The organism is Actinomyces sp. B33, assembly GCF_028437565.1.
Lineage (GTDB): Bacteria > Actinomycetota > Actinomycetes > Actinomycetales > Actinomycetaceae > Pauljensenia.
Genome location: NZ_JAMRYR010000004.1, coordinates 316051 through 331182 on the forward strand (window position 1 = coordinate 316051; position 15132 = coordinate 331182).

11 protein-coding genes are annotated in these 15132 nt (G+C 68.8%); 10 read left to right on the forward strand and 1 reads right to left on the reverse strand.

All coding sequences use genetic code 11. The features are described from left to right. Positions 1-285 precede the first annotated feature (285 nt). A complete protein-coding gene (locus M3T53_RS07960) occupies positions 286-975 on the forward strand; it encodes a transaldolase family protein (protein ID WP_272433969.1) in 690 nt (229 codons plus the stop codon). A 30-nt stretch (positions 976-1005) separates the two neighbouring features. Here the strand turns inward: M3T53_RS07960 and M3T53_RS07965 are convergent, their stop codons facing one another. Then, a complete protein-coding gene (locus M3T53_RS07965; RefSeq protein ID WP_272433970.1) occupies positions 1006-1719 on the reverse strand; it encodes an exonuclease domain-containing protein in 714 nt (237 codons plus the stop codon). 240 nt (positions 1720-1959) lie between these two features. Between M3T53_RS07965 and M3T53_RS07970 the strand changes: the two genes are divergently transcribed. From M3T53_RS07970 to M3T53_RS08010, 9 genes are all read left to right on the forward strand, one after another. After that, positions 1960-3084: a GuaB3 family IMP dehydrogenase-related protein gene (locus M3T53_RS07970; protein ID WP_272433971.1), complete on the forward strand. Its 1125-nt coding sequence runs from the start codon at positions 1960-1962 to the stop codon at positions 3082-3084. A gap of 280 nt (positions 3085-3364) precedes the next feature. After that, positions 3365-5983, forward strand: a complete 2619-nt coding sequence (locus tag M3T53_RS07975; RefSeq protein ID WP_334540566.1) for an ExeM/NucH family extracellular endonuclease — start codon at positions 3365-3367, stop codon at positions 5981-5983. 145 nt (positions 5984-6128) lie between these two features. Continuing rightward, positions 6129-8537: a bifunctional metallophosphatase/5'-nucleotidase gene (locus M3T53_RS07980; protein WP_272433972.1), complete on the forward strand. Its 2409-nt coding sequence runs from the start codon at positions 6129-6131 to the stop codon at positions 8535-8537. Positions 8538-8619: 82 nt separating this feature from the next. Next, on the forward strand, positions 8620-9240 hold the full coding sequence (locus tag M3T53_RS07985) for a hypothetical protein (protein WP_272433973.1): 621 nt from the start codon (positions 8620-8622) through the stop codon (positions 9238-9240). Between the two features lie 152 nt (positions 9241-9392). Next, positions 9393-10493 (forward strand): BMP family lipoprotein, encoded by a 1101-nt coding sequence (locus M3T53_RS07990; RefSeq protein WP_272433974.1) that lies wholly within the window; start codon positions 9393-9395, stop codon positions 10491-10493. A gap of 94 nt (positions 10494-10587) precedes the next feature. Beyond that, positions 10588-12132: an ABC transporter ATP-binding protein gene (locus tag M3T53_RS07995; RefSeq protein WP_272433975.1), complete on the forward strand. Its 1545-nt coding sequence runs from the start codon at positions 10588-10590 to the stop codon at positions 12130-12132. Continuing rightward, entirely contained in the window at positions 12129-13385 is a 1257-nt protein-coding gene (locus tag M3T53_RS08000) for an ABC transporter permease (protein ID WP_272433976.1), read from the forward strand. Before M3T53_RS07995 ends, M3T53_RS08000 begins: the two co-directional genes overlap by 4 nt. 56 nt (positions 13386-13441) lie before the next feature. Next, positions 13442-14665 carry an ABC transporter permease gene (locus M3T53_RS08005; RefSeq protein WP_272434043.1) on the forward strand — a complete coding sequence of 408 codons (1224 nt, stop codon included), beginning with the start codon at positions 13442-13444 and terminating at the stop codon, positions 14663-14665. Positions 14666-14687: 22 nt separating this feature from the next. Next, positions 14688-15107, forward strand: coding sequence for a cytidine deaminase (locus M3T53_RS08010; RefSeq protein ID WP_272433978.1), 420 nt, complete (start codon positions 14688-14690; stop codon positions 15105-15107). Positions 15108-15132: the final 25 nt, after the last annotated feature.

Consider the following 15132-nt stretch of genomic DNA (forward strand, 5'->3'; position numbering starts at 1 on the left):
TCGAAGGCGCGGCCCCTGCGGACCGATGCGACGGGTGCGCTGAGGAAAGACGAGCTCTTCTCGTCGATGGAGGCCGGCAAGCCCGGGCCGCACATATCAGCGACCAGGACGCGAGCTTCCCTCGTCGGCGGAGACTGGGGTTTCGTCGATGCGGTGGTGCTCTCGGGGCGTTGATCGTCCGGGGTCGTTCGTTGGTCGTGGCCGAAAGTCCATGCCGTTCGGCCCGGTGCGACGGGTACGCTGAGAACGAACGACTTCCCATCGCCGTCCGAAAGGCCACTGCGCATGCTGATGCTCATCGACCACGCCAATGTCGAGGCCATCGAGAAGACCCTCGACTACCTGCCGATCGACGGAGTGACGACGAATCCGACGATCCTCTACCGGGAGGGCAAGGAGCCCCTCGACCTCCTGCGGCGCATCCGCGACGTCCTGCCCGTCGGCTCCCAGATCCACGTCCAGATCGTCTCCCAGCGCGCCGACGACATGGTCGCCGAGGCGAAGGCGCTGCGCTCGGCCCTCAGCGGGAACCTGTTCATCAAGCTCCCCGTCACCCGTGAGGGGTTCGCCGCGATCCCCCGCATTGTCAAGGAGGGCATGCAGGTCACGGCCACCGGTATCCACTCGTCGATGCAGGGCTTCATGGCCGCCAAGGCCGGGGCCCGCTACGTCGCCCCCTACGTCAACCGCATGGACAACTACGGCATCGACGGCGTACGAGTCGCCACCGAGATCCACAAGACCCTGCGCAGCTACGACATGCACGCCGACGTCCTGGCCGCCTCCTTCAAGAACTCCGAGCAGGTCCTCGAACTGGTCCGTCAGGGCGTCGGCGCCATCACCGCGGCCCCCGACGTCCTCGCGGCCCTTATCAAGAATCCGGCGACCGACGCGGCGATCGCCGATCAGAACCGCGACTTCGGATTCCTCATCGGGGAGAAGCGGACCTGGCTGGACCTGGTCAACGAGCGGTGAGGTCCGGCGCCCATCCGGTCGGGAGCCGCGTCAGCCGATCCACGGCCACCGCGGATCGATGACGGCGTCGCGCCCCTGGCGGCGCAGGTAGGACTGGAAGTCCTCGGCCCATTCGCGATGCCTCTCGACCTGGTAGGAGTGCAGGTCTGCGGCGCCCATCCCGGCGACCTCCGGGTAGCGGGCGGCGATCCCCGCGAGCACGTCGAGGGTCATCGCGACGTCGGCCTGGGCCGTGTGCGCGTCCGCCCGGGCCTCGATCCCGTAGAGCGGGGCCATCGTCGTCAGCGTCCTCTTCCCTTTGCGGAAGCGGTCGAGGGCCCGATCCAGGACCAGCGGGTCGATGACCGGCGCCGGGTCGGACCCCAACCGCTCGGACAGGGAGCCGAGGCCGTGACGGCGCAGTTCGCAGTCGACCAGGGTGATGTCGTACGAGGCGTTGAAGGCGACGACCGGGTAGCCGCGCCGCCAGTGCTCGACGAGGGTGGCGGCCACCTCGTCGAGGACCTCCTCGATCGGGCGCCCGTGCTCGCGGGCGTGCTCGGTCGAGATCCCGTGGACCGCCGTCGCCTGAGCGGGGATCTCCACCCCCGGATCGGCCAGCCACGTCGCCACCTGGTCGTCGCCGTCGGGGCGGGAGCCCCCCAGGCGCAGGACGAGGGCCGCGGTCACCAGACGGTCCTCGCCGACGTCCACCCCCGTCGTCTCGGTGTCGAATCCCAGCCACGGCGCATCGGTCCAGCTCATCCATCTCCTCCTTCGTCGCCACCAGTGTGCCTCCTCCCGCCCGCATCTGCGTCCCCGGGATCCTGGGAGGCTCGACGAGAGGGGCGTCCGCTCCCGAGCGGGGCCCCGGGCCCGGTGAATGAGGCGGCTGGCGGCGGTCCGGCGCGATCGCGCGCACCGCCCCCCGGAGGGGAGCGGTGACCGGGACGGTTCCCTCGGGTTCGGCGACGGGCATCCCCGATGCCTCGATAGAATCTGGGCATGAGCGACGAAGTGGAGATCGGACGCGGCAAACGGGGGCGACGCGCGTACAGCCTCGACGACATCGCCCTGGTGCCGGCCAGGCGCACCCGGGACCCCGAGGACGTCAACGTCGGATGGCAGATCGACGCCTACCACGTCGACATCCCCATCATGGCCGCCCCCATGGACTCGGTGATGAGCCCCGAGACGGCGATCGCCTTCGGGCGACTCGGCGGCATCGGGGTCCTCGACCTCGACGGGCTGTGGACCCGCTACGAGGACCCCGAGCCGATCCTCGACGAGATCGCCCGCCTCGGCGGCGACGAGTCGATCGCCCGCCTCCAGCAGATCTACTCCGAGCCGATCAAGGCCTCCCTCATCACCGCCCGCCTCGCCCAACTGCGCGAGGCCGGCGTCGTCGTCGCCGGCAAGCTCTCCCCCCAGCGCACCCAGAAGTATTGGCGGGCCGTCGTCGACGCCGGCGTCGACCTCTTCGTCATCCGCGGCTCGGCGGTCTCCGCCGAGCACGTCTCCAGCCGCGCCGAGCCCCTCAACCTCAAGCGCTTCATCTACGAGCTCGACGTGCCCGTCATCGTCGGCGGCGTCTCCACCGACACGGCGGCGCTCCACCTGATGCGCACGGGGGCAGCCGGGGTCCTCGTTGGCTTCGGAGGGGGAGCGGCCCACTCGACGCGGCGCTCGCTGGGCGTCCACGCCCCGATGGCGACCGCGATCGCCGACGTCGCCGCCGCTCGTCGGGACTACATGGACGAGTCCGGCGGCCGCTACGTCCACGTCATCGCCGACGGGGGGATCGGCAGATCGGGCGACCTCACGCGGGCGATCGCCTGCGGCGCCGACGCGGTCATGCTCGGCGCGGCGCTCGCCCGCGCCCAGGAGGCCCCCGGTCGCGGCTGGCACTGGGGGTCGGAGGCCACGCACCCGGACATGCCCCGCGGTCAGCGCGTCCACGTCGGGACCACGGGGAGCCTCGAGCAGATCCTCTACGGTCCGTCGACGCGGGCCGACGGGTCGCTGAACTTCGTCGGCGCCCTCAAGCGGACGATGGCCTCGACCGGGTTCTCCGAGGTCAAGGACCTGCAGAAGGTCCAGGTGGTCGTCAGCCCCTACTCGCCGAGCTGAGAGCCGTTCGAGAGCGCCTGGATCGCGCGCCGCCGGGCGCGTGATCGCGACGGGCTCGGATCGCCGTGCCCGAGTCGTCGCGCTCCGATGCCGGGCATAGGCGTCGAGCGCGGCCCGGGCGGTCCGGGCGCTCGTCCTTTCCCGTCGTGATGCGGGGGTGGTCTTCTCCTCCCACTGTTGGTACATTTGTCAAAACCTGAAGTGCCAAGAAGGAAACTTGTGGTACATCGGTACTCGCCCTCACGACGGTGTGGAGGGCGTACAAGAGAGGACACCCCTGGTGCAGACACAGACGATGCGGGCGGGTCTGGCCGCCCTCGCGGTCTGCGCGCTCGTCGCATTGCCGACGAGCGCCCACGCCGCAGACGGAATCGACTCGCCCCCCGATGCGGCGCCGATCTCGACGGGCGAGGCCGCCCCCGCCGCCGCGGACGAGGCGGATCCGGGCGAAAGCGCCCCGACGCCAGTCCAGCCCGAGGACGGGGTCGACGAGCCGTCGGCCCCCGCGGCCCCGGCATCTACGGCCCCCGAGGAGACGGCGCCGACCGCGGAAGGGGTCGCCGAGGAGAAGCCGGCCGAGGAGGCCCCGGTCCCGGCTCCCGCCGCGATCCGAGCGGACGCGCAGACGATCCCGATCCGCGACATCCAGACGCCGGCGGAGGGCAGTGACGACTCGGCCCTCCTGAAGAAGAAGGTGACGACCGTCGGCATCGTGACGAGCGCCTACGCCCACGGCGAATCCGGTATGACGTCGACTTTCGACGGCTTCACGATCCAGACCCCGGGCACCGGCGGCGCCTTCGACCCCGCGCGGACCGCTTCCGACGGCCTCTTCGTCTACCTCGGTAAGCCGAAGGCGACGAATCCTCAGACCCTGCCGCAGATCGGCCAATGCGTCCAGGTCACCGGCACGGTCGCCGAGTACTCCGGTGAATCCAATAAGAAAAAGGACAAGCCCGAGCTGCTGAGCCTCACTCAGCTCACCTCCCCGAAGATCACCGTCGTCGACGAGGGGTGCGACCCCGTGACCCCGATCCCCCTGGGCGCCGTCCCGACCCCCGATCAGCTCGAGGCCCTCGAATCGATGCTCGTCATCCCCCAGGGCACGTGGACGATCACCGACAACTACTCGGCCGATCGCTATGGGAAGATCACCCTGACGCCGGGGACCGAGCCCCTGCGCGCGGCGACCGACGTCGTCGCCCCCGGCGACGAGGCCCGGAAGTACGAGGCCGACAACGCCGCCAAGGCGATCCCCCTCGACGACGGGACGAACACCTACCTCCAGCCGAAGAAGGCGCTCACCGCGCCGCTCGCCTACGTGGCCAACGGGCAGCCCGCCCGCGTCGGCCACCACGCGACCTTCGGTCATCCGGTCCTCATCGACTCGCGCAACAAGGAGTTCGTCCTCCAGCCGACCGCGATGGTGGCCGCCCACCCGGACCGCTCCCCCGTGACCATCGCCGGGGAGCGCCCCGAGGCCCCGTCCGTCGACGGGGACGTCAAGGTCGCGACCTTCAACGTCCTCAACTACTTCACCGACCTGGGCGAGAACGACGGGAAGTGCAAGAGCGACGACTCCCAGAACAACACCGCCGGGCGCAAGAACTGCAAGGTCCGCGGCGCCTACTCGCGTCAGGCCTTCCTCAACCAGCAGGGCAAGATCGTCGAGGCGATCACCGCCCTCGACGCGGACGTCGTCGCCCTGGAGGAGATCGAGAACCCGGTCGGGGCCGGGGTCGGCGAGGACCGCGACTCCGCTCTGAAGGCCCTCGTCGACGCCCTGAACGCGAAGGAGGGGGAGGGGACGTGGAGGCATGTGCCGAGCCCGACGACCGTACCCGACAAAGAGGACGCGATCCGGACGGCGTTCATCTACCGCCCGGCCAATGTCGAGCCGGTGGGGGAGTCGCAGATCCTCGACGACGCGGCTTTCACCTCCCTGGCCCGTCAGCCCCTCGCCCAGGAGTTCACTCCGGTGATCGGGCCCGACAAGGTCGCCGTCCCCTTCGTCGTCATCGCCAACCACTTCAAGTCGAAGGGGTCCGTGCCCAAGGGGCATGAGGAGGGGAACAAGGACTCCGGCGACGGGCAGGGCAACGCGAACGCGATCCGCGTCGCCCAGGCCACGGCCCTGGCCGCCTTCGCGGAGAAGTTCTCCGACAAGCCGACCCTCCTCGTCGGCGACTTCAACTCCTATTCGATGGAGGACCCGCTGAAAGTCCTCACCCAGGCAGGATGGGTCCACCGCGAACCCGTCGGACCGCCGTCCTACGTCTACGGCGGGCGCTCCGGCTCGCTCGATCACGTCTTCGCCAACAGCCTGGCGGATTCACGAATCGTCGGCGTCGCCTCGTGGGCGGTCAACGCGCAGGAGGCCGTCGCCTTCGAGTACTCCCACGCCGGCTTCTCCGCGCTGGCATTCGAGGCGGACAACCCGTACCGCTCGTCGGACCACAACCCGGAGATCGTCGGGCTCAGGGTCATCGACAAGGAGCCGGGAACCGAACCGCAGCCGGAGCCGCAGCCTCAGCCGGAGCCGCAGCCTCAGCCGGAGCCCGAGCCTCAGCCCCAGCCCGAGCCTCAACCGGAGCCGCAGCCCCAGCCCCAGCCTCAGCCGGAGCCGCAACCGAAGCCGAAGCCTCAGCCCCAGCCGGAACCTCAGCCGCAACCTGAGCCGAAGCCGCAGCCGCAGCCGCAACCTCAGCCTCAGCCTCAGCCTCAGCCCCAGCCTGAGCCGGCGCCCGCTCCTGCGCCGACTCCCCGAACCGGTGAGAAGGCCCCGTCTCAGACGTCGCGGGTCCTGGCCGCCACCGGCGCCGAGGGAGCCTCGCAGATCATCGCCTGCGGATTCCTCGTCGGCGGACTCGGCCTGCTGGCCCTACGGCGCCGCCGCTGACACACGGGCGGTGCCGGGCCGCTCTTTCCCCGCGACCCGGCACCGCCTATCATCCCGAGGGCCGGCACCGTACCGCACCTGCGACGCCGACCCACAACCCCCGCTCCGGGCACTGCCGCTCGGAGCGCATCGAGAAGGACACCATATGAAGACACGGACACGACGGGCGGCCATCGCCGCCTGCGCAGCAGGTGCGCTGCTCGCCATGCCGATGAGCGCCCTCGCCGATCCGGCCGACGCAACGGCACCCGACGAGGCGACGAGCGTCGAAACGGCGACGAGCGCCGAGACGGCCGCAGGGGACTCCGAGGAGCCCGCCGAGGCCGCAGAGGAATCCCCGGAGGCGGTCGCCGCCCCGGAGGAGACCGGAGCCTCGGAGGCGGTCGCCGCCCCCGAGGCCGATGCGGCCCCCGCTCCAGCAGGCACCATCGTCACCCTCGACCTCTACAACCTCACCGACGTGCACGGGCACATCGAGCAGGTCAAGGACAAGAAGAAGGAGACCGTCGTCGAGGCCGGCCTGCCCGCGATGAACTGCTACCTCAAAAAGGCCCGGACCACTAACCCGAACTCCTCCTTCACCCTCCTGGGCGACAACATCGGAGCCTCGCCGTTCACCTCGGGCTCCCTCAAGGACAACCCGACGATCGCGGCTCTCAACACGCTTTCGCCGCTGGCCTCGACCATCGGCAACCACGAACTCGACATGGGGCAGGCCGTCTTCAAACAGCGAGTCGACGGCACCAACCCCGATGAATTCGTCCAGGTCGGATTCCCCTACCTCGGCGCGAACATCGAGGGCATGGGATCGTGGTCGAACGGGGGAGTGCAGACCCCCTACCTCGGCGACTACAAGGTGTGGGAGTCGCCCTCGGGCGTCAAGGTCGCCTTCATCGGCGCCATTGCCGAGGACGTGCCCTACAAGCTCAGCCCCGGGACGACCGAGGGATTGACCTTCTCCGATCCGCTGGCGAAGATCGACACCCTCGCCAAGAGCATCAAAGACTCCGGCGAAGCCCAGATCGTCATCGCCATGCTCGACGACGACGTCAAGAACAACTACCCGAAGGTCAGCGAGCACGTCGACGGCCTCATGGGCGGCGACACGCACGTGCCCTACGAATTCGACCACGTCGACTCCGCCGAGAAGCTCGACTCGAAGAACCCGCTGCTCGCGGGCGTCGCCTCGGGCTCCTACACGGACAACCTCGGCCTCATCCGCATCTCCTACGACACCGCGGCGAAGAAGGTCGTGTCGGCGGACACCCAGTTGATCCCGGCGGCGAAGGTCGCCGAATGCGGCACCGACCCGGCGACTCAAGCGGTCGTCGACAAGGCGGTCGCCGACTCGAAGGTCGCCGGCGAGAAGGTCATCGCCGAGGGGATCCCGTCCTCGTTCTACCGCGGCGTCTTCGAGACGGTCGACGGCAAGAAGGACGCGGGGTCGAACCGCGGCATCGAATCGAGCCTGGGCGACCTCATCGCCAACGCGATGAGGGACAAGGTGATGACCACCGCGGGCAAGCACGTCGACATCGGCATCATCAACGCCGGCGGCATCCGCGCCGACCTCACCCCCGGCGAGGACGGGAAGATCACCTACAAGATGTCCTACGACACGATGCCCTTCTCCAACGAGGTCGGCTACGTCACCCTCACGGGGGCGGACTTCAAGCAGGCGCTCGAGGAGCAGTGGAAGACGAACCTGTCCTCCCAGAACTCCCGTCCCCTCCTCAAGCTCGGGATCTCCGACAACGTCCGCTACACCTACGACGCGACGAAGCCCGCGGGCTCGCGGATCACGTCCGTGACGGTCGACGGCAAGCCCCTCGACCCCGCCGCCTCCTACACCGTCGGATCGGTGACCTTCCTCCTCGACGGCGGGGACTCCTTCGAGTCGCTGACGAAGGGCGGCAAGCCGGTGACCCTGGGGCGTCTCGACCGCGAGATGTTCAACGAGTACCTCGCTGAGCACCCCGGGGTCGCCCCTCGCGCCCTCAAGTCCTCGATCGGCATCACCCTCCCGAAGGGCCCGGTCAAGGACGGGGAGGCCGTCACGGTGGCGCTGCGCGGTCTGTCGTTCTCCGAGGGGCCGTCGATCACGAAGAAGGTCGGTGTGACGATCGGCGGCGAGCGGGCCCAGGCCGAGGTCGACAACTCGCTCGTCGAGGCCCACGCCTCCGATGAGGCCTCGGTCATCACGACCGATGGCGCGGGCAGGGCCGAGGCCTCCGTCGTCGTCTCCGGCTCCTGCAAGGACAAGGCCGCCGGGGAGGTCGTCGCGGTGCCCGTCGTCGTCGAGACCGACTTCGGCACGGTCGTCGAGGCGTCCCAGGGACTGAGCATCGACGTCCAGTGCGCCGGAACCGCTGCGGATCCGCAGGCTCCGGCGGGGCCTGCTGCTCCGGCGCAGGACCAGCCCCAGAAGAAGGGGCAGAAGGGGCCCGGGGCGAAGGCCCTGGCTAAGACCGGCGCCTCGGTCGATGCCGCGGCCCTTCTCGCGCTCGTCCTCGTCGGCGGCGCGGCCACGGCGCTCGGGATCCGGAAGAACTGATCCGATCGGCGATCGGTGGAGGCCGGCGCTCAGGGCGCCGGCCTCCACCGTCGTCCGGTCGTGGATCGACGCGGGAGGAAACATGCCCTGGTGGGAGATCATCGGTTGGACCGGGTCGATCCTGGTCGTCGTCTCGCTCATCGTCCCCAGCGTGAGGAGGTTCCGGCTGCTCAACCTGTCGGGCAGCCTGATCGCGACGCTGTACAACGTGGTCTTCGGGATCTGGCCCTATGCCGCGATGAACGCGGTGATCTCGGTGATCGACGTGTACTGGCTGGTGCGCCTGAGCGCGAGGTCGAGGAGCTTCGATGTCGTGCGGACGCGGATCGACTCCGATCTGGTCGGCCGCTTCGTCGAGCGGCACCGCGAGGAGATCGAACGGGCGTACCCGTCGTTCTCCTTCGACGCCTCGTCGTCGGTTCGAGCGCTGCTCACGCTGTGCGATGAGGAGGTCGTCGGCCTGTTCGTCTACTCGGTCGAGGACGGTCGAGGCGTCATCCATCTCGATTTCGTTACGGAGCGGTTCAGGGACCTGCAGCCCGGCAAGGCCCTCTACTCTGATCTTGCAGTACTTGATCCGCGGATCCGCGAAGTGACGATCACTCGCTCGAACACGGCTGATCCGGGGTATTTCGAGGCCCAGGGATTCGCGCGCGACGGGGAGCAGATGGTGCTCGTTCTGGCCTCTGAGCAGGAGGGTTGACAAGGAACTCTGCAGCCGCCACAATATGACTAATCGTCAAGTCTAAGTTTTACAAAAGTTCACCAGCGATGATGAACCACTTCACGACCAGCGATCGCCGCCGGCGCAGAGCCGCGACCCCGGAGGCGAACAACCCTACTGGAGGAAAACCCATGAAGCACCTCTCGAAGTACCTCGCGATCGCGGGGGCCTCCGCTCTCGCCCTGAGCGCCTGCTCCGGCGGCGCCGCCTCCAACCAGTCCGGCTCGGCCTCGGACCAGGGCGGGGCAGCAGCCTCCTTCAAGGCCTGCGCCGTCTCCGACGCCGGCGGCTGGGACGACAAGTCCTTCAACGAGTCGGCCTACCAGGGCCTCGAAGCCGCGAAGAAGAACCTCGGCGTCGCGATCAACACCGCCGAGTCCTCCTCGGACGCGGACTTCGTGCCCAACGTCGAGGCCATGGTCGACGACGGCTGCAGCCTCGTCATCGGCGTCGGCTTCAAGATCGAGAAGGCCCTCCACGACTCGGCCGTCGCCAACACCGACATCAAGTACGCGCTCGTCGACTCCAGCTTCTCCGACGCCGACTTCAACACCGTCGTCGTCGACAACGGCCGCCCGCTCCTCTTCAACACCGCCGACGCCGCCTTCCTCGCCGGATACGTCGCCGCCGGCATGACCAAGACCGGGAAGGTCGCCACCTTCGGCGGCATCCAGATCCCCTCGGTCTCGATCTTCATGGACGGCTTCGCCGACGGCGTCGACGCCTACAACGCCGCCAAGGGCACCAGCGTCCAGCTCCTGGGCTGGGACAAGGCCGCCCAGAACGGCTCCTTCACGCAGTCCTTCGACGACCAGGCCCTCGGCAAGCAGCAGGCCCAGCAGTTCATCGACCAGGGCGCCGACATCATCATGCCGGTCGCCGGCCCCGTCGGCCTCGGCGCAGCAGCCGCCGCCAAGGAGAACGGCTCCACCCTCATCATCGGAGTCGACTCCGACTGGTACGAGGCCAACCCCGACTACTCCTCGATCATCCTCACCTCGGTGATGAAGGAGATCGGCGCGTCCGTCGAGCAGGTCATCAAGGACTCCGTCGACGGCAAGTTCTCCGCCGAGCCCTACGTCGGCTCCCTCGCCAACGGCGGCGTCTCCATCGCCCCGTTCCACGACTTCGACTCGCAGGTCCCCCAGGAGCTCAAGGACGAGGTCGAGAAGCTCAGCGAGCAGATCAAGAACGGCGAGCTCACGATCGAATCGCAGAACTCCCCGAAGTGATCGCGCACGAGGGCGCGGCGGAACAGCCACCGCCGCGCCCTCGTGGCGTCTCCCCCACTCAACCCACTCGTCGAAGAATGAAGGACGGCACCCAGTGAAACTGGAACTTCGGGGCATCACCAAACGCTTCGGCCCCCTCGTCGCGAACGACGCCATCGACCTGACGATCGAGGAAGGCCGGATCCACGCGCTCCTCGGCGAGAACGGCGCGGGTAAGTCCACGTTGATGAACGTTCTCTACGGCCTCCACCAGCCGGACGAGGGCGAGATCCTCATCGACGGCGCGCCCACCGTCTTCAAGGGCCCGGGCGACGCGGTCGCCGCCGGAATCGGCATGGTCCACCAGCACTTCATGCTGATCCCCGTGTTCACCGTCGCCGAATCCATCGCCCTGGGAGACGAGCCCACGCGCAAGGCCGGGCTCATCGACATCGCGAAGGCCCGTCAGATCGTCCGAGACGTCTCCGCGCGCTTCGGCTTCGACCTCGACCCGGACGCGAAGATCGCCGACCTGCCCGTCGGCGCCCAGCAGCGCGTCGAGATCGTCAAGGCCCTGTCCCGCGAGGCGAAAGTCCTCATCCTCGACGAGCCGACCGCGGTCCTCACCCCGCAGGAGACCGACGAGCTCATGGCGATCATGCGCCAGCTCGCCGACGCGGGCACCTCGATCGTCTTCATCACCCACAAGCTCCGCGAAGTCCGCGCGGTCTCCGACGACATCACCGTCATCCGCCGCGGCGCCGTCGTCGGCACGGCCTCCCCCCAGGACTCCGAGAGCGAACTCGCGAACAAGATGGTCGGACGAGCGGTGATGATGAAGGTCGAGAAGGAGCCCGCGAAACCCCAGAACGGCGGCCTTGTCTTCGACAACGTCTCGCTGCTCGCGCGGTCGGGCAACGCGATCCTCGACCACGTGTCCTTCCGAGTCGAGCGCGGCGAGATCGTCGCGATCGCCGGCGTCCAGGGCAACGGCCAGACCGAGCTCGCCGAGGCGATCCTCGGCCTCGTCACCCCCGACTCCGGGACGATCAGCCTCGAGGGCGTCGACATCACCCACGCGGCCCCCCGCAAATCCCTCGAAGCCGGAATCGGCTTCGTCCCCGAGGACCGCTCGAAGGACGGCATCATCGCCTCCTTCTCCATCGCCGAGAACCTCGTCCTCGACCAGTACAACCGCGCTCCCTTCTCCGCCGGCCCCATGCTCAAGCTCGGCGTCATCGAGAAGAACGCGCAGGACCTGCGCGACGAGTACGACATCCGGCTCACCCGCATCGAGGACCCCGTCTCCTCGTTGTCGGGCGGCAACCAGCAGAAGGTCGTCGTCGCCCGAGAGATGTCGAAGGACCTCAAGCTCCTCGTCGTCAACCAGCCGACGCGCGGCGTCGACGTCGGCTCCATCGAATTCATCCACAAGCAGATCGTCGGAGTGAGGGACAAGGGCACGCCCGTCCTCCTCATCTCCTCCGAGCTCGACGAGGTCGTCGCCCTCGCGGATCGGATCGCCGTCATGTACCGCGGCCGGATCATGGGCATCGTGCCCGCTGACACGTCGCGAGAGGTCCTCGGCCTGATGATGGCCGGAGTCCCGCTCGACGAGGCAATCGGCTCCGGCTCCCACGCTCACAAGGAGGAGCGATGACGAAGAAATCACCGTCCACGGCGGGAATCGTTCTCCGCCACGCCCTGGGATCGAAATGGTTCGTCTCGATCCTCGCCGTCCTCGTCGCATTCGCCATCGGCGCGATCCTCATCCTCATGGCCGGGGCCTCCGTCACCGAGGCCTACTACGCGATGTTCCGCGGAGCGATCTTCGACCCGGAGGCGGCGACCCTCCAGCGCCAGATCAAGCCGATCACGAACTCCTTCTTCTACGCGATCCCGTTGATCATCGGCGGACTGGGCCTCGGCTTCGGATTCCGCGCCGGACTGTTCAACATCGGCGGCCAGGGCCAGGTCATCTTCGGCGCCCTCGCCGCGGTGTGGGTCGGCTTCCATATGAGCCTCCCGCCGGTCGTCCACACGCTCGTCGCCATCTGCGCGGGCGTCCTCGCGGGAGCCCTGTACGCCGGCATCGCCGGCATCCTCAAGGCCCGCACCGGCGCCAACGAGGTGATCGTCACGATCATGCTCAACTCGATCGCGGCCCTCGCCCTCGGATACGTCCTCGCGCAGAAAGCGTGGCAGGTGCCCGGCTCGAACCAGCCGCAGACCCCGGTCGTCGCGGACTCCGCGGCTTTCCCGCCGCTCCTGCCGGCGCCCTTCAAACTGCACGCGGGCCTGCTCGTCGCGATCCTCGCCGTCCTCGTCTTCTGGTGGGTCCTCGACCGGTCGACCCTCGGCTTCGAGGTGAGGGCCGTCGGAGCGAACCCCGACGCGGCCCGCACCGCGGGAGTCTCCGTCGGGAGGATCACGACCATCACGATGATGATCTCCGGGGCGTTCATGGGCCTGGCCGGGGCGAACGAGGCCCTGGGCACCATCGGCTACGTGTCGCGCGACGTCGCCGGATCCATCGGCTTCGACGCGATCACCGTCGCCCTCCTCGGGCGCAACAAGCCGATCGGCACCTTCTTCGCCGGCCTCCTCTTCGGGGCCTTCAAGGCCGGCGGCTACGTCATGCAGCCGAAGGGCGTTCCGATCGACATGATCCTCATCCTCCAATCCGTCATCGTGCTGCTCATCGCGGCCCCCGCCCTCGTCCGCTGGCTCTTCCGCCTCCCCAAGGCGGGGGAGAGGCCCTTGCGCGCCCAGCTCGCCGGCCTGAGCGAGGCCCCCGTCCCCGTCGGCGCGCCCGCAGCCGCCACGACCGCCGCCCCGCGCGCCGATCGGGCTGAAACAGGTGATGCCGCCATGGACACGACCGCCCCCGGCACGGAAGGAGACGCACGGTGAACTCCGACAAGATCCTCGCCGAGCAGACCGATGTACAGGTCAAGCGCACATGGAAGATGCCCGTCGCCTACTCGCTGGCGGCCCTCCTCCTCGCGTTCTTCGGAGCCACGGCCTCCGGTGACGTCACCCTCCGCCTGAACGACAAGTCCCAGGCGTTCTCCATCGACGACATCTCGGCCCCGGGCGCGCCGATACTGTGGGGCCTCTTCGTCCTCGTCGCCGCCGTCGCCGCATGGTCGATCCTCTGCACGGCGACGAGGCGGGCCCCGAGCCGCTGGCTCTCCGCGCTCCTGATGGCCCTGGCCGGGATCGGGACGGTGTTCGGCTTCCTCGTCTACGCGGGCTCCGGCTCCTCCGGCGTCGTCACCCTCACCTCCCTCCTCGTCTCGACGATCGCCATCTCGACGCCGCTGATCTTCGGCTCCCTGTCGGGCGTCGTCTCCGAGCACGTGGGCGTCGTCAACATCGCGATCGAGGGCGACCTCCTCGTCGGCGCGTTCGCCGGCGTCATGGCCGCCTCCTTCTTCCAGACGCCCTACGCGGGGGTCATCGCCGCACCCCTGGCGGGCGCGCTCCTGGGGTCCCTCCTCGCCCTCTTCTCGGTGAGGTACGGGGTCGATCAGATCATCGTCGGCGTGGTCCTCAACGTCCTCGCCCTGGGCCTGACGACCTTCTTCTACGGGACCCTCATGAAGGTCTCCCCGCAGGCCCTCAACACGAACCAGTTCTCGCTGACCCCGATCAAGATCCCGCTCCTCGCGGAGATCCCGGTGATCGGCCCGATGCTGTTCAACCAGACGCTCCTCGTGTACCTCATGTACCTCGCGGTCGCCTTCCTCACCGTGTTCCTCTACCGCTCGCGCTGGGGCCTGCGCCTGCGCGCCTGCGGCGAGCACCCGAAGGCCGCCGACACCGTCGGCATCAACGTCAACCGCACGAGGAGCCGGAACGCGATCCTCGCCTCGGCGTTCGCCGGGCTGGGAGGCGCCTTCTTCACGATCGGCTCGGGGCTGGCGTTCACCGACAACATCTCGGCGGGCAACGGCTACATCGCGCTGGCCGCGATGATCCTCGGCAAGTGGCACCCGGTCGGCGCGACCGCCGCCGCCGTGATGTTCGGCTTCGCCCAGGCGGTCGCCCGGATGCTCCCGAATGTCGCGCCCGCGATCCCCTCCGACCTCGTGTCGATGATCCCGTACCTCGTGACGATCGTCGCGGTCGCCGGGTTCGTCGGCCAGTCGAAGGCGCCGGCCGCCGAGAACATCCCCTACGTCAAGTGATCCGAGCCCGCAGGAGCATCACATGAGCATCGACTGGGACGAGTTGACCGCCCGAGCCATCGAGGCGATGGAGCAGGCGTACTGCCCCTACAGCCGGTTCCCCGTCGGGGCGGCGGGCCTGACCGCGGATGGGAGGATCGTCTCGGGCTCGAACGTCGAGAACGCCTCCTACGGGTGCGGCCTGTGCGCCGAGTGCTCGATGGTCTCCGACCTCGTGCGCACCGGCGGGGGCAGGCTCGTGGCCGTCGCCTGCGTCGACTCCTCCCGCACCCCGGTGGCGCCGTGCGGGCGGTGCCGCCAGGTGATCTACGAGCACGGGGGCGACGACTGCGTCGTCCTCATGCCCGCCGGCCTCATGCCGATGAGCAAGGTCCTGCCGGGGGCGTTCGGCCCCGACGACCTCGATCGATCGACGCTCCCGGCGCCCCCCACTCGGGGCTGACGCCCCACCACGGACAGAAAGGCAC